Source organism: Robertmurraya siralis, from assembly GCF_005502275.1.
GTDB classification, from domain to species: Bacteria; Bacillota; Bacilli; order Bacillales; family Cytobacillaceae; genus Robertmurraya; species Robertmurraya siralis.
In genome coordinates, this window is record NZ_SWLZ01000008.1 from 114,606 (window position 1) to 137,629 (window position 23,024).

The 23,024-nt window shown below is 39.9% G+C and carries 21 protein-coding genes; 13 read left to right on the plus strand and 8 right to left on the minus strand.

Translation table 11 applies throughout. The annotated features are described in order from the left end of the window. Positions 1-73: 73 nt before the first annotated feature. From FCJ93_RS12150 to msrA, 3 genes are read left to right on the plus strand one after another with little or no spacing between them, the layout of a single operon-like run. A complete protein-coding gene (locus FCJ93_RS12150; RefSeq protein ID WP_137743795.1) occupies positions 74-1,453 on the plus strand; it encodes a sigma-54 interaction domain-containing protein in 1,380 nt (459 codons plus the stop codon). A 13-nt stretch (positions 1,454-1,466) separates the two neighbouring features. Next, entirely contained in the window at positions 1,467-2,372 is a 906-nt protein-coding gene (locus tag FCJ93_RS12155) for an aminoglycoside phosphotransferase family protein (protein ID WP_137743796.1), read from the plus strand. An 11-nt stretch (positions 2,373-2,383) separates the two neighbouring features. After that, positions 2,384-3,340, plus strand: coding sequence for a peptide-methionine (S)-S-oxide reductase MsrA (gene msrA / locus FCJ93_RS12160; RefSeq protein ID WP_137743797.1), 957 nt, complete (start codon positions 2,384-2,386; stop codon positions 3,338-3,340). 56 nt (positions 3,341-3,396) lie between these two features. Here msrA and FCJ93_RS12165 read toward each other — a convergent pair whose 3' ends face one another. From FCJ93_RS12165 to fbpA, 5 genes are all read right to left on the minus strand, one after another. Beyond that, entirely contained in the window at positions 3,397-5,517 is a 2,121-nt protein-coding gene (locus tag FCJ93_RS12165) for an MMPL family transporter (RefSeq protein ID WP_137743798.1), read from the minus strand. A 237-nt stretch (positions 5,518-5,754) separates the two neighbouring features. After that, entirely contained in the window at positions 5,755-6,330 is a 576-nt protein-coding gene (locus tag FCJ93_RS12170) for a TetR/AcrR family transcriptional regulator (RefSeq protein ID WP_095312432.1), read from the minus strand. A gap of 256 nt (positions 6,331-6,586) precedes the next feature. Further along, positions 6,587-7,762, minus strand: coding sequence for an MFS transporter (locus FCJ93_RS12175; RefSeq protein WP_095312561.1), 1,176 nt, complete (start codon positions 7,760-7,762; stop codon positions 6,587-6,589). 924 nt (positions 7,763-8,686) lie between these two features. Further along, a complete protein-coding gene (locus FCJ93_RS24995; RefSeq protein WP_170211296.1) occupies positions 8,687-8,839 on the minus strand; it encodes a hypothetical protein in 153 nt (50 codons plus the stop codon). Then, positions 8,829-9,002 carry a Fur-regulated basic protein FbpA gene (gene fbpA, locus FCJ93_RS12180; RefSeq protein WP_137743799.1) on the minus strand — a complete coding sequence of 58 codons (174 nt, stop codon included), beginning with the start codon at positions 9,000-9,002 and terminating at the stop codon, positions 8,829-8,831. The genes FCJ93_RS24995 and fbpA overlap by 11 nt, the downstream gene beginning before the upstream one ends. A gap of 243 nt (positions 9,003-9,245) precedes the next feature. On the opposite strand from fbpA, the gene FCJ93_RS12185 reads away from it, so the two are divergent. The 9 genes from FCJ93_RS12185 (at position 9,246) to FCJ93_RS12225 (ending at position 18,890) form a co-directional block, all read left to right on the plus strand. Continuing rightward, the gene (locus FCJ93_RS12185) at positions 9,246-9,575 is read left to right on the plus strand and encodes a MerR family transcriptional regulator (protein WP_095312435.1); all 330 of its coding nucleotides are present in this window, start codon (positions 9,246-9,248) and stop codon (positions 9,573-9,575) included. A 405-nt stretch (positions 9,576-9,980) separates the two neighbouring features. Then, positions 9,981-11,702, plus strand: a complete 1,722-nt coding sequence (locus tag FCJ93_RS12190; protein ID WP_137743800.1) for an ABC transporter ATP-binding protein — start codon at positions 9,981-9,983, stop codon at positions 11,700-11,702. A gap of 13 nt (positions 11,703-11,715) precedes the next feature. Next, a complete protein-coding gene (locus FCJ93_RS12195; RefSeq protein ID WP_137743820.1) occupies positions 11,716-13,449 on the plus strand; it encodes an ABC transporter ATP-binding protein in 1,734 nt (577 codons plus the stop codon). A gap of 65 nt (positions 13,450-13,514) precedes the next feature. Further along, positions 13,515-14,411, plus strand: coding sequence for an NAD(P)/FAD-dependent oxidoreductase (locus tag FCJ93_RS12200; protein ID WP_095312443.1), 897 nt, complete (start codon positions 13,515-13,517; stop codon positions 14,409-14,411). Between the two features lie 38 nt (positions 14,412-14,449). After that, positions 14,450-14,929 (plus strand): Cys-tRNA(Pro) deacylase, encoded by a 480-nt coding sequence (ybaK, locus tag FCJ93_RS12205; RefSeq protein ID WP_137743801.1) that lies wholly within the window; start codon positions 14,450-14,452, stop codon positions 14,927-14,929. Between the two features lie 77 nt (positions 14,930-15,006). Next, on the plus strand, positions 15,007-16,098 hold the full coding sequence (locus tag FCJ93_RS12210; RefSeq protein WP_137743802.1) for a PRK06851 family protein: 1,092 nt from the start codon (positions 15,007-15,009) through the stop codon (positions 16,096-16,098). A gap of 158 nt (positions 16,099-16,256) precedes the next feature. Beyond that, the gene (locus FCJ93_RS12215; RefSeq protein ID WP_095312567.1) at positions 16,257-17,060 is read left to right on the plus strand and encodes an ABC transporter permease; all 804 of its coding nucleotides are present in this window, start codon (positions 16,257-16,259) and stop codon (positions 17,058-17,060) included. A 4-nt stretch (positions 17,061-17,064) separates the two neighbouring features. After that, positions 17,065-17,871, plus strand: a complete 807-nt coding sequence (locus FCJ93_RS12220) for an ABC transporter permease (protein ID WP_095312449.1) — start codon at positions 17,065-17,067, stop codon at positions 17,869-17,871. 14 nt (positions 17,872-17,885) lie between these two features. Continuing rightward, positions 17,886-18,890 (plus strand): ABC transporter ATP-binding protein, encoded by a 1,005-nt coding sequence (locus tag FCJ93_RS12225; protein ID WP_095312453.1) that lies wholly within the window; start codon positions 17,886-17,888, stop codon positions 18,888-18,890. A gap of 49 nt (positions 18,891-18,939) precedes the next feature. Here the strand turns inward: FCJ93_RS12225 and FCJ93_RS12230 are convergent, their stop codons facing one another. Genes FCJ93_RS12230 through FCJ93_RS12240 form a run of 3 tightly spaced genes read right to left on the minus strand, consistent with a single transcriptional unit; the run spans position 18,940 to position 22,212 of the window. Continuing rightward, on the minus strand, positions 18,940-19,674 hold the full coding sequence (locus tag FCJ93_RS12230; RefSeq protein WP_095312456.1) for a CPBP family intramembrane glutamic endopeptidase: 735 nt from the start codon (positions 19,672-19,674) through the stop codon (positions 18,940-18,942). Then, positions 19,674-21,467, minus strand: coding sequence for an ABC transporter ATP-binding protein (locus FCJ93_RS12235; RefSeq protein ID WP_095312459.1), 1,794 nt, complete (start codon positions 21,465-21,467; stop codon positions 19,674-19,676). Before FCJ93_RS12235 ends, FCJ93_RS12230 begins: the two co-directional genes overlap by 1 nt. After that, positions 21,436-22,212, minus strand: a complete 777-nt coding sequence (locus FCJ93_RS12240) for a MerR family transcriptional regulator (RefSeq protein ID WP_170211297.1) — start codon at positions 22,210-22,212, stop codon at positions 21,436-21,438. Before FCJ93_RS12240 ends, FCJ93_RS12235 begins: the two co-directional genes overlap by 32 nt. Positions 22,213-22,354: 142 nt before the next feature. Between FCJ93_RS12240 and FCJ93_RS12245 the strand changes: the two genes are divergently transcribed. Beyond that, complete coding sequence (locus FCJ93_RS12245; RefSeq protein ID WP_095312465.1) at positions 22,355-23,017, plus strand: DNA alkylation repair protein; 663 nt, start codon at positions 22,355-22,357, stop codon at positions 23,015-23,017. Positions 23,018-23,024 lie beyond the last annotated feature (7 nt).

A 23,024-nucleotide genomic window follows, 5' to 3' on the forward strand; every position in this document is an offset into this window, starting at 1 on the left:
ATAATTGTATTTTTTTTATACAAAATAGAGGTTTAGTCTTAAACAGTACTCAATAAAAGGTGGGTTGATATACATGGAAGCTCGGTTTGCTCTACAAACGTTGCAGGCAATATTGTCTTCGTTGGAGGAAGCGATTTCAGTTGTTAATACAAAGGGAGAATTAGTCTACTGGAACGAGGCGGCTGAAAGAACGTACCAGATTAAAAAAGAAGAAATTATTGGAAGAAACATCCGTGATTTTTTTCAGCAAGAAGATGTGATGCACTTAAAGGTTTTGGCAACAGGTAAGCCTGTCCGGGATGTCTACCATATGCCAAGACCTGACAAGCATGTGCTTATTAGTACGACCCTGCTTTACAATGAAGAAAATGAAATTATGGGCAGTTTGTCGATTGAAAAAGATATTACGTCGACGATTCATTTAAATGAAAAACTATCATCGGCATCGAAGGAATTACAGCAGTTAAGGCAGCATATGAACCAACAGCATGATGATCCGTTTGCAAAAGTAAAAGGCGTTCACAGTTCAATCCAACAGTTGATCCATCAAGCGAAGAAAATGGCAAAATCAGATGCGACGATTCTGATTAGCGGCGAGAGCGGTGTTGGGAAAGAGTTATTTGCCCATGCCATTCATGAGAAAAGCAGTAGAAAGGAAAAACCATTTATTCCGATCAATTGCGGAGCGATTCCGAATGCATTGTTTGAAAGCGAGCTCTTTGGTTATGAGTCAGGTGCCTATACGGGGGCATCAAGAGGAGGAAAGCCAGGGAAATTGGAACTGGCAAACGGAGGAACTCTCTTTTTAGATGAAGTAGGCGAGCTCCCTCTTGATATGCAAGTAAAGCTACTGAGGGTTTTGCAGGATAGAGAAGTTTATCGAATTGGAGGTTTAACTCCGAAACAGGTTGATATTAGAGTGATTGCCGCCACGAACCGAATTTTGGAAAAGATGGTTGCTGAAGGAACTTTCCGTTCAGATTTATACTATCGCTTAAACGTGTTCTCCGTAAACATTCCACCTTTACGGGCAAGAAAAGAGGATATTCCGTTACTCGTTTATGATTTCCTTGAGGAGTTTTCCTATAAATATCAAAAACAAGACTATACAATTGAGCAGAACGCTTTGGCGATATTGCTTGATTATGATTGGCCAGGTAATATTCGCGAGCTGCGAAATTTAATGGAAAGGCTCGTCGTGTTAAACGAAAGCGGTGAAATTACGGAGACAGATCTATATCAAGTACTTCATGTTGGGAAGGAGCCTTCCGTACATCTTGATTTCCAAGTGGCATCCCTTGCAGCAGAGAAAGAAAAATTGGAAAAGGAACGGATTTTGGAGACTTTGCAAAGTACATTTGGCAACAAAAGCATCACGGCAAAAAGACTTGGCATGTCGCGGGCGACCCTATACAAAAAGATGAGAAAGTACGGAATTGTATTTGAAAAATGATGGGAGTGAACAAATGTATATTCCAGATTCATTTCGGAAAAAAATGACACGAGCCTTTAAAGAAGAAGGAGCACGCTGGTTAGATACTCTTGAAGAGCGTGTCAATGGTTACTTAGCAAGATGGAATCTAATCTCATTGGGACCGGTTTCTAATTTATCTTATAATTATGTGTTAAATGTGTTAGATGAAAACGGTGTGCCAACTATTTTAAAAGTGTCACTTTCGAGTCGTGAATTGGAAAATGAAATGAGAGCATTGCAGCTTTATGATGGAAACGGCTGCTGCAGGCTATTGAAGGCAGATGTGGAGAACGGCGTCATTCTCTTGGAAAAAGTAGCACCAGGGACGATGCTTGCAGAGCTAGAGGACGAAGAACAAGTGCTAGAGCAATTTATGAACGTTTGGAAAGCTCTGCGTCGCCAAGCTCCAAAGGGGGCTCACTTTCCTATGATTCATCAATGGGCTTCCCAGCTTCCGAGATGCAGAAAAATGCAAGAGTACCAAACTGGCCAATTTTCAGAAGAGATTTTGCAATTAGCTGAGCAGTTTTTTAAGGAAATGACCGATACAACCGAGGGTTTGCAACTGCTTCATGGCGATCTCCATCATGAAAATATTCTTTTTTCAGAGGAGAAAGGGTGGATCGCGATTGACCCGAAGGGAATCATCGGGGATCCTTATTTTGATGTTGTTTCATTTTTAATGAATCATCTACAGGAAAAGGAAGATCCGAAGCGGGTGTTATGGGAGAGAGTGGAAGTACTGTCTCGCGGCTTGTCATTTGAGCGTAAGCGACTATTAAAAGCGGGACTAGCGATGACGGCATTGTCAGCCTTTTGGAGTATGGAAGAAGGCGATCGGAGCTGGAAGCAAACTTATCAATATACATGGTGGTTTCATGAGTGGTTAAGAATGTAAGGAGGATGGGTATGATGGAACATTGGGAAAAGGCAACCTTTGCAGGGGGCTGTTTTTGGTGTATGGTTTCTCCGTTTGACGAGCACCCAGGAATTAAAGACGTGATCTCAGGCTACACAGGCGGCCATAAAGAGAATCCAACCTATGAGGAAGTGTGCTCTGAAACGACAGGACATTATGAAGCTGTCCAAATTACCTTCGATTCGACGGTAATGCCTTATGAAAAATTACTAGAGATTTATTGGCAACAAATCGATCCAACCGATGAAGGAGGTCAATTTAACGATCGTGGCTCTTCTTATCGTACTGCGATATTTTACCATCATGAAAAACAGAGAATTGCTGCGGAGAAATCGAAGGAAAAGCTTGAAGCTAGCGGACGTTTTTCCAAACCTATCGTCACGGCTATTTTACCAGCAAGTCCTTTTTATCAAGCAGAAGAGAAGCATCAAGGTTATTATAAAAAGAATCCATTTCATTATAATTTATATAAAGAGGGTTCTGGGCGTGGGCAATTTATTCGTGAAAATTGGAAGAAGGGTCCGTCAGCTGAAGAGCTCCGCAAGCTCTTAACCCCGATTCAGTATGAAGTGACGAGAAACAATGGGACAGAGCCCCCGTTTCAAAATGAATATTGGGATTTGGAAGAGGATGGAATCTATGTTGATATTATTTCGGGAGAACCTTTATTTAGTTCCCTTGACAAATATGATGCAGGCTGCGGCGGGCCCAGCTTTACGAAGCCAATCCGTCGCGTGGAATTGGAAGAAAAGTTGGATACATCCCATGGTTTGAGGAGAATTGAAGTCCGCTCGAAAACTTCCGATTCCCATCTCGGTCATGTCTTTGATGATGGCCCAGGGCCTGACCGAGCGAGGTATTGCATAAACTCAGCCGCATTGAAATTTATTCCGAAAGATAGGCTTTTCGAAGAAGGATACGGCCAATATATTAAGCTTTTTGAGTAAAACTAGGTAGTAATAACAAGGTCAACTAGAAAACGGAGGTTGACCTTGTTTATTGTTCAAAATTCAGATGGTCTGCTTTTCGCTTTATCCTTCTCCAACAATACGATTAATCCAGGTAATAATATCCCGCGAATCAAGAACGTATCCAATAAGATGCCGACAGCAACGATGAAGCCAAAAACAAATAGAAGTTCAATTGGTTGGGTCATTAAGACGGCAAAAGTTGCCGCAAGGATTAACCCGGCTGATGAAATGACCCCACCTGTGTTGGCTACCGCAATTTTTACAGCTTCTCGAACGGAATGCTTCTTTCGTTCTTCTTGGAACCTTGATACAAGAATGATATTATAGTCAATCCCTAATGCAACTAAAAAGACAAATGAATAAAGCGGGACGCGATCGCTGATTGAACTGATATCAAACAATAGGTTGCTCAAAAATGTTCCGAGTCCTAAAGCGGCAAGGAAGGAAATCAAAATAGTGCCCATCATATAAAGCGGCATTTTCACTGATTTTGTTAAGAAGATGAGCATGACAAAGATAAGAATGGTTTCCAACAAAACAATGAGGATGACATCGCGATCATTGATTTTTCTGTCATCAACTTTTGCCGCAGTCTCACCAGCAAAATAAAGCTTCCCTGTTAATTGGCTGTCAGAGATGAATTCGTTGCTTTTCTCGATCATTTTTTCCAAAGTGTTCATCGTCTTGATCGCATAGGGGTTTCCTTCAAATGTCAGGTTATAATGAACGGCCGTCTTGTCGTCTGTTATCCCATTGACTCGGATATTGCTGACAAGCTCTTGCTCCGCCAGTATGTTTTTTAATACATCTATTTGTTCGGTTGTTAATGGGCTCGTTGATTCAAATAAAACAGCTGTTGGTGCAAGCTCCCCTTTTTCGAACTTATCTTCTAGAATTTCGTAGCCCTGACGCGAAGGCATATCGTCTGGGAATGATTTCATTGTGTCGAATTCATATTTTAAGTTGAACATATTACTGGCGGAGATAAGAAGAATGAGACTAATAGCTGCCACAGAGAGCTTTGGCTTATTTGTCACAATTTGGCTGACTTTTCCCCAAAAAGAGTGTGAGTGAGTGTTTGTTTCACCCACTTTAGGGATTTTAGGCCAAAATGATTTTCTGCCAAATAACGTAAATAAAGCTGGGATTAACGTTATCGATGCAATCATGATAATGACCATGGTTGTAGCAAAGGTTGGGGCAAAGTTACGATAGTCCCCTGATTGTGCAAAAAATAACACAAGCATGGCGGCAAGTACGGTTCCACCCGAGAAGAACACGGGCATACCTGTTTCTTTCATGGCTGCCTGCATGGCGTCATATTTGTTGTTATAGGTTTTCAATTCCTCGCGGTAACGAGAGAAGACAAATAAAGAATAATCAATTACTGCGGCAAACAAAAGAATCGACATAATCGAGATCGTTTGACTGCTAATGTCGAGTCCGCCTTTGCCCATGATTCCAAGCGACTGTATCACAATTTGATAGACAAACACGGCTCCGAGTAATGGGATTAAGGCTAATAAAGGTGAACGATAGATAACGATTAATAAAACTAAAATGATTCCGATTGTTGAAAAGATCAGAACTAAATCAGCACGGGAAAATAAATCAAGGGTATCAGCTGCAATTCCGGCTGGTCCTGTTACATAAAGAGTAAGCTCAGATGAATCCTTTACGATTTGATTAATATGTGCAATCGACTTTTGCATTTCTTTTGTCTCTAAAGAAGAATCAAAGGTCAGAGGAATTAAGGCAGTTGTTTTATCCTCTGAAAAAAATTCAGCCGTTGCTTGAGGAGGCAGAGCTGATAACGGTACAATCTGTTGGAGCCCGGGAATTTGTTCGTTTCCAATCATGTCTAATAAGTTAGTCAGGTCTGAAAGGTTTACATTCTCGCTTTTGTTTTTTGACTGGAAAACGAAAATGGCGGGTACTCCTTCACCATTTTTAAAATACTGTGTTATTTTCTCTTGGGCGACAACGGAATTTGCGTCATCAGGAAGAGTATCTATGTTTGAGACTTGATGATCATGTACGCTCGGTGCAAATAAAGTCAAGGCAATCGTAGCGATGAGCCAAAGGGTTAAGGTGATCCACATACCTTTTTTCGTTGTAACGCGATTGGTGACGGCCTGTATGAATGTTTTCATTGTTTTCTTCCTTTCTAAAATGTTTTGTTAAACCGTATTGTTGATCAACATTTTTGAGCTCATTTCGTGTGAAATTTTGGTTTCCCATATCTTAAAGCACAGTTTAAAGGTCCAGAGAGAAAATGAGCAAAAACCGACATATAAGGAAGCCTTCTTGTCTAAAGTAACACAAGTGTCACTTTAGGTAAATTGATAGTAACACTTGTGTTACTTATCATTATCTTTAAAGTCTGTCAATTAATGATGATTTAATATTCCATGACAAAGGATCTCTTTTATGGATTGAACCCATTTTGATTGAGGGATTTCAAAATGATTAGGGATCATAATGGACTGGAAGATAAATCCTAGAATCAATGTATCGGGTACCGACGGATTCAGCTTTTTTTCCTGTCTTCCGAGATCGATAAATTTTTGGAGTTGCTGATACATCTTAAGGCGAAGGTCCTCCAACTTGAAGAAATCTTCTTTCATTTTTAGATTCTCATGAATTGGAAGACGTTGTCCAATTTCGATTAATCTTGGAACAGCAGGATTTTTAAAAATAAGCTCTAATAAAAACGTTAATTTTTCGTCAAAAGATGGAAATTGCTCAACATCTTTTAAGTCTGTCAGAAAAATTTTCATTTCGTGTCGCATAAAGTGGACGATGAGTTCCTCGCGATTATCAAAGTATTTATAAATGGCTCCTCTTGAAATATTCAATTTTTCCGCTAAAAGGCCAAAATTAAAGCCATCATAGCCCTGCTCAAGCAAAATTTGTTTTGTGGCATGGTATAAATCTTCTGTGGAGAATTTGCGGTCGCGTGCCATTGGGTCACCCCCTAGCCATTATTATAATGCAAGAGTCGAAGTCTAACAAACTTCAGTTATCAGTAAAGTACTAATACTGTAGGTTTCCCATTATTGAAAGAAAGGACATTAGAAGGGCACTAAATTTTGAATAAAAAGAATAAGGGTTGGAACTAACCATAAAATCAACAGATTTACCGACGAAAAGGCGTGGAAGATACTTAAAAAGCTATGTGAAAAAGTCGTTCTAAACGGTTCCTCCCATAGCTTTTTTTGATTATCCCTGTTCTTCCATAATGATGCTCTTTTGCTTGCTTGTGTAGACGAAAAACATAAAGAGCGCGACAACAGATAAACCAATGCCGATCACAAAGGGAAGTCCGATGGAGATCGAAAAGAGCCACCCACCTAAAGGTGGACCAATGATTCTGCCAAGAGAATCAAAAGAGGAAAGCATCCCGGTTGTACTTCCGTGACCAGTGCCTGATTTCTTCGTAAGCAGTGAAGATACTCCAGGTCGGATTAACCCATTCCCGATACCGAAAATGGTCAAATAAAGAGCGGACGTCCAAAATGAATTGGATAGGAGAATAAGGCCAAAGCCAATTCCAGAAATGATAATTCCGAGTTGGATGACGAATCCTTCTCCGAATTTTTTCGTCATCCTTCCAATTAACCCACCTTGGACAAATGCTTGAGCAAGTCCCATAATCATGAAAATATAGCCAAGCTTTACGGCATCTAAGTCAGCTTTTTGTGCTGCGAAATAGGCAAAAGTTGCTTCTAATCCTGCAAGTGAAATAGAGACAAAAAGTTGTAAATAGAAGAGCGTGGAAACAGGGCTTTTAATCGCTTCTTTCCATGGAGCTTTTCGCTTTGAGTTCATCCTGCGATTCTCAATAAGCAGTGATTCTTTCAAGACAAAGATGACTAAAAAGAAAGTAAAGAGCGAAGAGGCACCAGCAATAAAGAATGGGAGACTTAAGGCAATTTCAGAAAAGATGCCGCCGATAGCCGGTCCAAAAATGAACCCAAGCCCAGTAGCTGCGCCGATGATTCCCATTCCTTTTCCTCTATCCTCTTCAGTTGTAATATCCGCTACATACGCCATGACAGTTGGCATATTAGCTGAAGATAGAAAACCGCCGAGGATTCTAGCCAAGAAAAGCATCCAAAGCTGTTCGGAAATAGCCATTAGAAAAAAAGAAATGGACAAACCTAATATGCCAATCATGATGACTGGTTTACGACCGATACGATCGGAGAGACGCCCCCACATCGGTGCAAATAGAAGCTGCATAATGGAGTAGACAGCCATCAATAAACCTAGTTCAGTGGGCGAGGCCCCGATATTCTCCGCATAAAAAGGTAGCACGGGAATAATAATGCCAAATCCGACCATGACAAGGAACATAACGATAAATAAAATAGGCAATGATTTTTTTGATTCCAAATTCATTTTCACTCCGAGCTTTCTGTTTTCAACTGAACGTTGTTCGTGGCAGTAATGTTAAATAAACAATCCTACAAACATAAATTATACCATTGTAAAGGTGAAAAAAAGAAATTCAATTGTGAACACTTTTAGGTGCAGAAAAAAATAGAAACTAGTTTGAGCAAGATGGTATCTTGAATTCAGTATTATAGAAGGCTAATAAGGTTCTCTTTAGTATGAAGGCGGTACTCGAAAAACTCTTGGATCAATTGCAAAAATACTTATTTCAGCAAAACCGATTTTAGTTTGCCTGCAAGTGTTACCTTTTTTCTTTGCCTTGTCCGCATCTTATATATTCGACCAAAAAAAGGGAGGGAAGTGTGCGTAAATATGAGCATAACTTGCTATCTCTTCCCACATGGGAAGAGATTATCCTATACCATAGCGAAGGTAGGAAATCGACAGTATATTTTCAATTGGTCCTTTATTGGCAAAAAGTAAAAATAATCGAAAATCAAACAAACCATATTTGGGGACTATGTAGGAGAAGTTGAACACTCCCGTCACATAAAGAGATAGAAGAAATAAATATGTGTCGTAAAGCATCAGTTGAAAGAGATTTGGCTGATACAAAAGAAAAGCGTGGGCTGGGAAGTGCAAAAATTAAATAAATGGACAAGATCGGTAACTTGCTTAAAAGAATGCAGCTGGTTGACTGGAGCGGACTCCCCGTGGGAATAGCGTACCCCGAGAGCCCTCAGGAGCACCAGCGACGAGGAGGCTTTGAGAACAATCCTCGGAAAGCAAGCGTCTGAAGCGAAAATCTATGAAGTTATGGCAGTTCCTAAATGACAAAAGTCAACAAAAGGTTTCTCTATGCCTTTTGTTGACAAGCTGGAATTATCATAAAAACTGTCTTTTCCTAATTAACATTTGTTTATTTCACACCACCTTTTGACTGTTCTGCACTTTGCGAAGCAGTTCATCAGCACGTGCTCCTGCAGCCTCGGCAAAGTTCTCATAAATTTGATCCCGTAATATATCTAATTCAACAATTTTTTTAGCTAAATCAATGACATCTTCTTTATTGGCCATTTTTGGTTACTCCCTTCTTTTTATTGACTAGCTTTTTATATTCAACTTCAAGCTCTGTTAATGTTAATAATTGAAGATCCTCTTGCCTGAAGGCTCCGATTCTCGTTAACACTGATATAACATACTCTCTTCTCTTACGTACCGCATTTCTCAGTACTGGCATGAGCGCTCACCCTTCATTATATTTTTCCGTTGGTTTTCTCAATGACCTCTTTTTCATCCTCTTTTTTAACTATTTTCTTTCTGTATAGAGACATTGTATGAAGATTCGCGTATTAAATCACTTGTTTTGTTAAAAAATCTTACAGAGTTTTTATTTTTATGTAAGAAAATCTTACATAATACTAAAGGTTTTTCGAAAGCCGGTATATAATTGAAATAAACAAAAAAATCGAGGGGTGAAGGGATGAGGGAAGACCCTTTATATAAGAATAGGAAGGTTATTACAATCGGTGTTGTTAGTGAGTTGACGGGTTTATCGGAAAGGCAAATCAGATATTATGAAGAAAGAAAGCTTATCTTTCCAGAAAGAACTGAACGAGGGAATCGCAAGTATTCTTTTTCGGACGTGGAACGATTAATTGATATTGCCAACAAGAGGGATGAAGGTGTACGAACTTATGAAATTAGGCAGGAGATGCTGAAAAATAAGAAAAAGGAGGATGCAAAAATTCGTAACCAAATGCTGCGAGGGCAAATTAATGCTAGATTTGGAATTCAGAAAGGAAAAAATTAGTTAGGTGGTGAATGAGTTTCCGGTGGCTTTTAAAAAGATACTGAGGCGAGAGAGAAAAGGGTGCGTAGCCGGTATGTGAATTTTCTTTACATCAAGAGAGTCGTTTAATTTTTTCAGGATATTTTAAATAGGGTTACAGGTGAATGGTTGCTTAATAGCAAGAATTTTAAACGCTGCCGTACATCTATCGCTGTAAATGCAATTTTCCGTTTTGTGATTTGAGGTATGGGCTTCTCTTTTGCTTATCTCTTTATAAAGGGAGAGCTCTTTTTTGTTTTCATAAAAATTTAGGGAATCGAATGGTATCGAAAATAATGAATTTTTGGTAAAATTGGTAAATCGAAGATGCTAGCGGATTCCTTTTATAGGGTTTCTTTTACAGCGAGAATGTACGGGGGAAGACAGATGAAGTTATTGTTTAAATTTATTCAACCATATAAATTAGCGATGTTGATTGCCCTTTTTTTTACTATCCTGGAGCTTGCGGTAGAATTGTACCAGCCAGTTATTATGGCCATTATCATTGATGATGGAATTGTCGCTGGGGACCTCAGCATCGTCTATTTATGGGGAAGTGTGTTGCTTGGTACCTCTTTGCTAGCCTTTATTGGCGGAATCATTAATTCTTTTTATGCGGCGCAGGTCAGTCAAGGAGTGGGATATGGTATACGTAAGGAGCTTTTTCAAAAGGTGCAGGAATTTGCGTTTCAGCAATTTCAAAAATTCCCAACGTCTTCATTGATTACAAGATTAACGAATGATGTTACGCAAATTCAAAACTTTATTTTTATGGGTCTAAGAATTGCGCTGAGAGCTCCTTTGTTTATCATCGGCGGAATCATTATGGCTTATATGGTGAATGTAAAGCTTGCTCATATTTTGCTAATAACTGTACCGGTTTTGTTGTTGATTACGCTTTGGTTGTTGAAAAAGGGTGTTGTGCTATTTCAACGTGTTCAAAGGAAACTAGATTCATTGAATCGTGTCATTCGTGAGAATTTATTAGGGATTCGTCTAGTAAAAGCGTTTACTAGAGAAACATATGAAGAGAAGCGCTTCAAGGAAGTGAATTCCTCTTTAATGGGGGACAATAAAAAAGCATTGCGGATAATGGAGCTAACGATGCCGATTTTGATGCTGGGAATGAATGGGGCGATGCTTCTCATGCTCTGGCTTGGTCATAAGGAGCTGGGGATTGGTACTGCACAAGCAGGGGAAATAGTTGCCATTATTAATTATGCTACACGAATTATGTTTTCCTTTACGGTATTTTCCTTTTTAATGATGAATTATTCTCGGGCGAAAGCTTCCTCGTCAAGGATTACGGATGTTCTTGAGGAAGAAACAGAGGAAGGGAAGCATCAGTCTGCTGTTTGTGAAAAGATCGCCGGCGAGATTGACTTTGATAACGTCTCTTTTCGCTATGGAGATGACTTGGTGTTAAAGGGGCTTTCTTTTTCCGTCAAAGCTGGAGAAACAATTGGAATTCTCGGCGAAACAGGATCTGGGAAATCGTCGCTGTTTCAGTTGATTCCAAGATTATATGAGGTAACATCAGGAAGAATTTATATAGATCAAAAAAATATAAAATTGCGGAATGTGGAAAATCTTCGTCAACAAATTGGTTTAGTTCCGCAAGAAGCCCATTTGTTTTCTGGAACGATCAAGGAGAATATTCTGTGGGGAAAAGAGGATGCTAGTTTAGAAGAAGTGATGGAGGCAGCGAAACAGGCGGAAATTCACGAATTTATTATGAAGTTGCCAGATGGTTATGATACTCTTATCGGTCAGCGAGGAGTTAATTTTTCCGGTGGGCAGAAACAGAGGCTTTCGATCGCGAGAGCCCTTGTTAGAAAACCTAGCATATTGTTGTTAGATGATAGTACAAGCGCGTTGGATGCGCGCACGGAAGCGAGCATTCTTAGTACGTTAAAAAAACAGTCCTGTACTATTCTGCTTATAGCTCAAAAAGTTAGTTCCGTAAAGGAAGCGGATTCGATTCTTCTTATTCATGAAGGTGAGCTTGTGGCAAAGGGAAGCCATCACGATCTTTTAAGAGAAAACAGCTATTATCAAAAGATTTATTCATCACAGTCAGAGGGAAAGGAGGCTGGTTGTGTTGGGTAAAAAAGCTCATAATATGAACGGTACTTTACGAAGAATGTGGCGTTATTTTGCAAAGGAAAAGGGTCTCTTTCTTCTTGTTTTGACAATGATAATGATTAGTTCTGTTCTTTCCTTAGCAGGTCCTTATTTAATGGGACTTGCTGTAGATGGTGTTCTCGCGGGTTGGACTGGAAGTGAGTTGCTGCATATGCTCATCTGGCTAATGCTTGTCTATCTCCTTCAGTCTGTTGCTGTCTTTTTCCAAAACTATTGGATGATTGGCATAGCTCAAAATGTCGTTTTCTTTATGAGAAATCAATTATTTGCCCATCTCCAAAGACTGCCGCTTTCTTTCTTTCAAAAGCGTCAGCATGGAGAATTGATGAGCCGCTTAACAAATGATATGGAGAATGTCAGCAGAACGCTTAACGGTGCTGTTATTCAAGTAGTGACAAGTACATTAACGTTAATGGGAACGATCGTAATGATGCTATGGCTAAGTCCCTTATTAACGGTGTTAACTTTGCTGATTGTCCCGGTGTTATTTGCTGGAATGAAATGGATTACAAAACGAACAGGGAGATATTTCAAGGCTCAGCAAAGAAATATTGGAGATATGAACGGTTTTATTGAAGAAACGATCTCTGGTCAAAAAATAATAAAGATGTATTCTCAGGAGAGAAGGGTCATTGCTGAATTTGAGAGCAAAAATGAGGCTCTTCGAATGTCCAGCTATTGGGCGCAAGCTTATTCGGGCTTCATCCCAAAGCTGATGAACATGCTAAATAATATCAGCTTTACGATCATTGTTGGAATCGGAGGGATTTTAGCGCTAAAAGGGGCGGTTTCGATCGGGGTGATCGTCACTTTTACGACGTACTCGAGACAATTTACTCGCCCTTTAAACGATTTGGCGAATCAATTTAATATGATTCTTTCTGCTGTTGCGGGAGCGGAACGGGTTTTTCAAATTATGGATGAAGAGAGTGAAGAAAAAAATGAACAACGGGCAAAATCAATTTCTACTTTAACAGGAGATATCGTTTTTGATCAGGTCTCTTTTTCCTATGAGAATGAAGTAGCCACACTGAATAGCGTTTCATTCCATGTTTATCCAGGGCAAATGGTGGCCCTCGTTGGTCCAACTGGTGCAGGGAAAACAACCGTTCTTTCTTTATTGTCTCGTTTTTATGATGCTGATGAAGGAACGATATATGTCGATGGCACGGACATTAAAAATATCACAAGAAAAAGTTTGCGAAGACATATGGCTTTCGTTCTTCAGGATTCTGTCCTGTTTCGGACAACTGTGAGAGAGAATATCCGTTATGGGAAGCTTGATGCAACGGATGAGGAGGTAGAAGAGGCAGCGAAGCAGGCCAATGCCCATGATTTCATCATGAAGCTTTCGAAAGGTTATGATACGGTATTAACTTCAGAAGGAAGCGATTTAAGCCAGGGGCAAAAGCAGCTCCTTTCAATTGCAAGAGCGATGCTTGCCGACCCTCGTCTCCTTATTCTTGATGAAGCAACAAGCAGCATTGATACAATTACGGAAATGAAAATTTCAGAAGCCTTGAGCAAGCTTATGCGGGGAAGAACTACATTTGTCATTGCGCATCGCTTAAATACGATCCAACATGCCGATTTAATTCTTGTATTAAAAGCTGGCATGGTGATTGAAAAAGGAACAGATCAGGAGCTTATGAAGCAAAATGGCTTCTATGCTGATTTGGTGCAAACGCAGCGGCAAAAAGGAGTTATGTAGGTAGACATATTCAATCTTCTCTCGGGGAAGCTATAAAGTAACCTTGTCCGAAAGGAGATTTTTTCTTGAGATATGATTGTGTCATTATCGGTGGAGGAATTGCAGGCTTGCAGGCAGCGATACAATTGGGAAGATACCGGCATCATGTGCTGGTCATTGATGCTGGGGTTGGCCGTTCTACATTATGTAGAAGGTATCATAATCTATTAGGATACCCAGATGGCGTAAGCGGAGAGCATCTGCGTAAGGTCGGAAGGAAACAAGCTGAAGGTTTGGGAGTACAGTTTGTCCTTGGTAAAGTAGAGGCAGTGAGTAAGAAAGAAGAAGTTTTCGATATTCGAACTGAAAATGGCGATAGCTTCCTTGGAAAAAGGCTTTTGCTTGCCACTGGTGTGATGGATCGACTGCCACCCTTGCCTTCGTTAATTCCATGTCTTGGTTCAAGTGTTTACGTATGCCCGGATTGTGACGGCTATGAAATAAAGGATCAGATCGCGCTCGTGCTTGGTTCTGGAAATGTTGGCGCTAATATGGCCTTAACATTATCTTATTGGACGAAACAGTTAAGCTATATTAATCATGAACAAAGACCGGTAGAGGGTAAGCTTCTTCAAAAGCTTCAGGAGGAAGAAATTGATTATTATGCAAGCCCGATTGTGGAATGTTTGGTAGAGGGGGAGCAATTTCAAGGAGTTGTATTGCAAAATGGAGTTAAGCTGACAGCTAATCATGGGTTCATTGCTTTTGGAGCGAATGAAGTGAAATCTCAGCTAGCAAAGCAGCTTGGTGTAGAATTATTAGAGAACAAACATATTGTGGTTGATCCGCGTACGAAAATGAGCAATGTTAAACATGTATGGGCGGCTGGTGATGTTGTCGCACACTCCGAGCAAGTAACGATTGCGTTAGGGGAGGGCTCGCAGGCGGCAATATGGATTCATAAGTCGCTGTTGGAAGCTTGAGATGACAGAAGCAAATGGGAGAAAAGAAGGTTATAGCAGTGAAGGTAAATAAAACGAATGCCATGCGGATATTAGATAAGAAAAAAATTGCATATGAGCTTTTGACCTATGAGAACAAAGATGGGAAAATAGATGGCATTTCCGTTGCCGGAAAGATTGGCAAAGAGCCAGCAAGCGTTTTTAAAACATTGGTCACCCAAGGAGCAAGCAAGGAAATCTATATCTTTATCATTCCTGTAGCAGAGGAACTTGATTTAAAAAAAGCTGCCAAGGCAACGGGAGAGAAAAGGGTTGAAATGATTGCCGTGAAGGATATTCAAAAATGGACAGGGTATATTAGAGGCGGCTGTTCGCCAGTAGGGATGAAAAAAACGTATCCAACCTTTATTCACGAAAGTGCGTCTACACTTGAAACGATCGTTGTGAGTGCTGGGAAAATTGGTATCCAGATGGAACTGAAAGCAAGTGATTTACAATTGATAACAGGGGCGAAGCTAGCTCCGCTCATTAAAGAATAAAGCTTTGAGATAGGCACTCACCCATTATTTTGCTTTTGCATATAAATATCCTGAAGAAATCAAAAGGATGTGTTTATGTGGCTGGGAAGATCAAACATTACTTCGCAGGTGGAAATACGGCTCGCGGATTTTTCAGCTTATTTGAGGAGTGCCTGGCAGGGCTAGAGAGAGTATTTATTTTAAAAGGTGGTCCAGGTACTGGAAAATCAACATTAATGAAAAACATTGGAGCTAAATGGCTAGAAAAGGGGTTTGATCTAGAATTTCTGCATTGTTCCTCTGATCCTCATTCAATTGATGGTGTAATCATTCGAGAGCTTAAAATAGGAGTTGTCGATGGAACGGCTCCCCACATCATTGAACCGAAAGTGCCGGGTGTCGTTGAAGAATACGTCAATCTTGGTGAGGCGTGGGATTCAGAAAGGCTAGCTTTAAAGAAAGAGAGAATCGTCGATCTCAACAGTAGGATTCAATTAGCTTTCCGTTCTGCTTATGAAACGTTTGAAGAAGCGTTAAAAATTCATGATGACTGGGAGAAAATTTATATTAGCAACATGGATTTTGAAAAGGCTAACAAACTAACTGACAAGCTGGCAGACTTATTTTTTAACGATGCGGCGTTAAATAAACACTCCGATGTGAAGCATCGTTTCCTAGGCGCAGCTACCCCTGAAGGAGCCGTGGATTTTGTTCCAAATCTGACTGAGGATATTGCCCGCCGTTTTTTTATAAAAGGGCGACCTGGTTCTGGGAAATCAACCATGTTAAAGAAATTAGCAGCGGAAGCAGAGTCAAAAGGCATTGATGTGGAGATTTATCATTGCGGTTTTGATCCACATAGTCTTGATATGTTAATTTTTCGCGAGCTTGGGATTGCCATCTTTGACAGTACGGCACCCCATGAATATTTCCCATCCCGTGAAGGGGATGAAATTATTGATTTATATGGGACGATAATCGAGATGGGAACAGATGAAATTTTTGCTGAAAAAATTAAGCATTATTCGCAAAGCTATCAAGAGAAGATGAAGCAGGCGATTTCTTATTTAGCTCAAGCTAAGGGATTAAGAGATGAACTGGAGAGCATTTATATAGCTGCTATGGACTTTGCGATCGTCGACACTTACAAAGACAGGATCAATGCGGAAATCAAGAGGATTGTAAAATAAAGGTAATTCAATCAGCCTGAAGGTAACTGCCGTCTAATATTTTTGAGCTTTGTCTTCACTCTGGAATGGCTATCTCATGATGGATAGCCATTTTTTATATGAATATGTTAGAATATGAAATAGTCTTAAAAATCAAAATTATTTACGGGGTGCAGGGAATGAGCAGTTGGAGTATGTATTGGACATTTACAAAAAAGGCTTTTCTTCGCTCATCAGTTTATCGTTTTGAGGTTTGGTCACGGACAGGCTCCAATATTATATTTTTATTAATGTGGGGCTCGATTTGGACAGCTCTTTATGCGGGACGGGATGAGGCTGGTGGAGTCACCTTTACAGCGATGCTAACTTACATAGTGGTGAGTCAATTTTTAGATGGAGTGAATGAGGCTGGGACTCCGTTATGGGAGATTCAAGAAAAGGTAAGAACGGGAGATATTTCATTGGAATTAATGAGGCCGTTTGATGTGCCATTAAGGTATTTATTTGCCGATTTTGGTAGTGTCGCCTTTTATATGATCACCGCGTTATTGCCATTATATCTTGTCATTTTTTACTTTTTAGACTTAGCTTTGCCGACCAATTGGCTGACTTGGGTCTACTTTATCATTTCTGCATGTATCGGCTTTTTAATTCGCTACTGTGTAGAAATGACATTCGGATTGTTAACCTTTTTTCTAGTGGAAACAGGAGGAATAGAAGATATCTTTTATTTTGCGATGTCCTTGCTTTCTGGTTCAGTTATTCCTCTTTGGTTTTTCCCAAGCTGGCTGGAAACAATCGCTGTTTATTTGCCCTTCCAAGCCATTTTCTTTATGCCGATTTCGATTTTTATCGGGGAGACGACTGGGGGAGAGGTTTTCACCTCTTTAGGGCTTCAATTATTTTGGTTATTCGTATGTTACCTTGTTTTAAGAATGGTCTGGAATCGGGCATCCCATAAAGTGGTTGTTCAAGGAGGATAAAGAGATGACAATCGCAAAATATATAAAACTTTATTTTAAACTTGTCTCCGCGGGGATTAGAGCCCAGCTTCAGTATCGCTTTGCCTTCGTGATGCGGATCATCGGGATGATTACGGCCTATACAGGAACGGCTGTCACGATGTGGGTCATGCTCTATCAATTTCAAACATTAGGAGATTGGAACTTTTTTGAGATGCTTTTTTTATTCGCGTTGTCCATTCTCTCATGGGGATTTTGCATCATCCTTTTTTTTCATTTTCGCAGTCTTGATACATATATTTTGAATGGCACATTTGACCGCTTTCTTGTCCGACCGCTTAATCCATTCTTTCATTTTATGGCGATGAAATTTGATATTGCCTCATTCGGGCAGTTTCTGTTTAGTATCGTTGTGTTCGTGATTGTCAGCTTTCAGCTACAGCTTGAATGGACTTTGGGCAAGTTGCTTTTTTTACTCGGGGCGATCGTTGGCGGTGTGTTGATTCAAGGGGGACTCCTTGTCATCATTTCGGCATTTGCATTTTGGACGACGAAGTCGGAGCAATTTTATTGGGTTGCCATGTTTCCGGCGCGAAATTTAACCTATTATCCATTGGCCATATATCCAAAGTTTATCCAATGGATAACAGCATTTGTCATTCCGTTTGGCTTTGTAAATTACTTTCCGACAACGGTTATTTTAAATAAGGAAACTCCTTATTTCCCAGATTACATGGGCTATTTTTCCCCGCTTGTCGGTGTGCTGTTCTTTGGTCTTGCCTATTTTATTTGGATGTTAGGATTAAGCAGATATAAGAGTACTGGCTCATAGAAGGACGTGAGAAGATGTCAATTATTGAAGTGAACAACCTGCAAAAGGAATTTATGATTGCCAAGCGTGAAACGGGGCTAGTTGGTGCGTTAAAGAGCTTGGTTAAAAGGGAATTTGTAAAAAAAGAAGCGGTAAAAGATATCAGCTTTTCGATTGAAAAGGGGGAAATGGTCGGTTATATCGGGCCAAATGGAGCAGGCAAGTCAACAACGATTAAAATGCTTACGGGAATATTGGTACCATCTGCTGGGCAAGTGACTGTGAACGGAATCGTTCCGTATGAAAATCGCCAAGAAAATGCGAAAAGCATCGGTGTTGTCTTTGGCCAGCGGACTCAGCTATGGTGGGATCTTCCAACGATTGAATCATTTGAGCTTTTGAAGGCCATTTATCGGGTAACGGATCAACGGTATAAGGAAAATATGAGTATCTTTCAAGAGATTCTGGGTCTTGATGAATTTATCAATACACCTGTACGGCAATTGTCACTGGGTCAAAGAATGCGAGCGGATATTGCCGCGTCCTTACTTCATGATCCTCCCATTCTATTTTTGGATGAGCCAACGATCGGCCTCGATGTTGTGGCCAAAGAGAAGATGAGGACGTTTATTCAGGAGATTAATAAGGAAAAGGAAGTGACGGTTATCTTAACAACTCATGATATGGAGGACATCGAAAAGCTTTGTCAACGAATGGTTCTGATTGATCATGGGCAAAAGGTATACGATGGGGACATACTTGCGGTAAAAGAACGGTTTGGAAAAATGAGAACACTTGTCGTCGATTTAGAGGATGCAAATAGTTCCTTTCATATTAAAGGCGGGGAGCTATGTAAGCAGGAGGGCAATCGTTATTGGCTTCGCTTTAATCGAAATGAAGTCTCCGCATCTGACTTGATTACACAAATCTCGCAAACGCATAATATTAAAGATTTAACGGTAGAAGAACCAGATATAGAATCGATTATTAGTCGAATTTATCAGGAGGGCTTTATCGAAAAGCAAACCGTGAAAGGATAATAGCATGCATGCCTGGCGATAGTAAATGCGCCAGGCATTTCAGTGGTGATTAGTTAATGGGTTTAGGTCTGTCTCCTAATTTTGCTACGTAGTCGATCAAGAAATGAAGGAGCATAAGTGGCAGTATGGAGCCAATTCCTATATAAAGAATTGAAAAAAAGACACCTACCATTGTGGTTTGCAACACTCCTCTAACACCTTGATAGGTATGTGCTAAACCAAATAATAATGAAGATAATAATAGGACGAACCAAATCGAAAAATCAGGAAATAAATAAGAGAAAGCAAAGATTAAAAAGCCTCTATATATTACTTCTTCAGTAATTCCTGCAGTTAATGAAACATAATTCCATCTCTTTTTCTCTTTACTCGTAATGGGCAAAATCTCTGAAAAACCGACATTATCCCATTCTTTTTGTTTTGCTTCTTCTAATTTAGCTCTAATCTTTTCACTTAATTGATAACCGATAGAATAATATAGGAGTCCGATCAAATAGAGTATTGCTAAGACAAATACAGAATAGGTGATGAATGGTCCTAAGCTGTCCGTGTTAATGGTTGGAAAAGATAACCCGATATCTTGAAAAGATAATTCTGTAAACAGAGCTAGCAGTACTATGAAAATTGTAGGAATCCAAAGACCAAGCATGGTCTGCTGATAAAACTTCAACCTTACACGTTGATTTTCTCTGACGTCAAGTATAAATTTTTTGAAAGCAAAATAGCCGATAATGGGCTCATAAAGGATTGCAAAGAGGATAAGCAACCAATAGTTAAATTCCATCAATCATCATTCTCCCTAAATTCTTTTCCGACTTCAGAAGTTAGTGATTCATTTCTTAATTGCTGTTCAGCTAACTTTTTGTATAGGTTATGAGCATGTAGAAGTTTATTATGGGTTCCAATCCCTGTGATTTCACCTTGTTCCAAAACGATGATTTGCTCCGCCTCGACAACGGTTGAAAGGCGATGAGCGATAACGAGTGTTGTCCTCCCTTTCATAAGATGATTCAGTGCATTTTGCACAAGTTCTTCGGAAGCGCTGTCAAGGTTGGAAGTGGCTTCATCAAGAAGGAGAATTTTAGGGTCTTTGATCAATGCCCTTGCAATGGCAATCCGCTGTCTTTGACCTCCGGATAGTTTGATGCCTCTTTCTCCCACCTCTGTTTGAAACCCGTTCGGGAGGCGTTCAATAAATTCTGCCGCATTTGCCTGTTTGGCGGCGTGGAGCACTTCATCATCGGAGACCTCCTGTGCCAGCCCATAAATTATATTATCTCGTATCGTTCCAGACATAATGGGACTTTCCTGAGAGACATAGCCAATTTGGCTTCGCCACGAGTGTAAATCAAAGAGCTGAATGGGTTTGTTGCCCAAACGAATTTCTCCCTCTGCGGTTAAATAAAAACGCTCCAATAAAGCAAATATGGTAGTCTTCCCGCTTCCGCTTGGCCCGACAAATGCTGTTGTTTTCCCAGGTGGGGCGACGAAGGAAATATTTTTTAAAATCGGTTCGTTCTTTTTATATGAAAAAGAGACATTTTGAAAGATGAGTGGTTCTGCTTCTTGTCCCACTGCAACACCTGTTGTTGTTGGTTCCTGATGAATAGAGAGGATTTCTTGAATACGTTCAGTTGCGCCCATTGCTTTTTGGAAAGCGGTAAAAAAGGTGGCCATTTGACTAAATGGGACAACGATTTGAAACATATATATGATGATTGCGACAAGAGAGCCTGCGGACAAGGCTCCAGAGGCAACGCGGACTCCGCCATATCCGATTAGTACGACAAGTACTACCATCATAATAAAAGTCATGAACGGAGAAATAACAGCAAGTATACGTGCTTCCTTTAATCCATATTGAAAAAGGTGGCGAATTCCTTGCTCCCCTTTTGCTTTTTCACCCTCTTCTGCATGATAGGCTTTGACGAGGCGAATATCAGCCAGTACGCGACCTAAATTGGCCGTAAAGGTGGCCATTTCATCCTGTGTTGCCTTGGAGACTTTGTACATCTTTTGTCCGAGTGGCATGATCACGAGGATGGCAATAGGGACAGAAATGATCATAATTAGCGTCATTTTCCAATCAATAATGAATAAAATTGTGACTGCACCGATAATGGAGATGACTCCGGAAACAAACGTAATTAAATGCTGGGTGATTAAGGTTTTCACCGTATTTGTATCCTGAGAGACACGGCTCATCGTTGCACCTGATTGATGTTCATCAAAATAAGGGATCGGCAAATGGATAATATGCCCCCACAGCCGCTTCCGTATCGAAGCAACGATTGATTCTCCGATGTAGGTCATAAAATAATAGGAAAATCCAGATGAAATCGTTTGAACGATAAAAGCAGCACCCAATAGGACAATCAGTGAAATTTCAAGCGCGGATTGTGCCAATTGATCGACTAACGATCTCGTGAATAAGGGAAGCACGAGTCCTGCTGCCGTTTCAAGTAACCCTAAAGCTAAGGCAAGAATAAAGATCCCTTTTGGTGGGTTGGAGCTCTTGATTAACCTCCAAAAAGCTTTCAAGTGATTAGCATTCATTTGTTCCTTTTTTTCTTTCATTTATGGTGATTCCTCTTTTCTGTAGATTTATTTCGATCCCTTTGGAAATCCACTCCTCAACATCTTTTGAAAAAGGGAATGGAATCGCCCAGTCCTCATCGTTGATCTCAACATTACCAACCTCCTCTAGAAAGTGAAGATCTCCTCCTGTCAATTCTGCAATTAAATCGATTAGTTTTTCGATTAGTAGTTGTACTTTTGCGGATTTAGGATCTGTACCATAAAGTTCCTTCAGCTCCGTTAATAATCCAACTGTATTTGTGTTGATTTCCAGATGTCTTTTTTCGTCGATACTAAAAATTTGTTCTACTTTTTGTTCGTCAAGGACTCCCTTTAGCAATTTTTTATGTTCTTTTTCCATGTGAATATCATTAATTAATGTAATAAATATGGATGAATCTAGTTCACCATGGCGATCTACAATATATATAGCATGATCTAATGCTCTAATGACCTGTTCCAGTTGTTCCTTTTGCTTCACCATTGCTTTTTTTTGTATGGAAAGGGAGTCCTTTAAATCCCATTTTTCGGATTTTAGGAACATTTTAATTTCTTCGAGCGAATAGCCTAGAAATTTCAAGGTAATGATTTTATGCAATGTAATAAAATTTTCTGCGGTGTAAATTCTCTTTCCTTTATCGGAAACATGTGAAGGTTTAAGAATTCCAATTTCATCGTAATAATGTAAAGTTCTTACTGTTAAACCGGTCTTTTTGGCGAATTCCCCAATTGAAAATGTATTCATTGCCATCCTCCTATCTATTACTATCATAAGTCCTAACGTAACGTTAGCTGCAAGTTTAATGTTAAATTTCTCTCAATTATTGGATTATCTTCCTCGAAACTCTTACAATGAAAAAGGAGGACAAGATTGAGGGGGAGCAAATTTGAACTATATCAATGAGCTTGAGACAATATTTGTCGGACATCGTAATAAAGAAATGGCAGTTCCAATGGAAAAGTATATGCGAAACCAGTTTTCCTATCTTGGCATAAAAACACCTGAGCGCAAAAAACTTCTAAAAGAGTTTTTTCAGGCATCCGCCATTTTACAGAAACCGCTACAGCAAGATTTTGTTCTTGCCCTTTGGGAGAAAGACGAAAGAGAGTACCAGTATGCGGCGTTATTTTATTTGGAGAGTATAAGGAAAAAGCTGGGGCCAACCCACCTTGAATTGTTAGAAAAGCTGATTACAACTAAATCGTGGTGGGATACGGTCGACACCATTGCTCCTAAGCTTGTTGGATATATAGCTGCTAAACATCCTGAAGTAATCCCGGCAAAAATTGACCATTGGGCAAAAAACAATAATATTTGGTTAAGAAGAACCGCCATATTATTTCAACTAAAATATAAGGAACGAACAAATGAAGAGCTGCTTTTGCAGTATATTGAACAAAATGCTGGAGAGCAGGATTTTTTTATTCGAAAGGCAATTGGATGGGCCTTAAGGGAATACTCGAAGACGAACCCACAGTCTGTCAAGCAAATAATTGAAAAGGTGCCCCTATCCAATTTGAGCGTCCGCGAAGGAAGTAAATACATATAAAGATAAA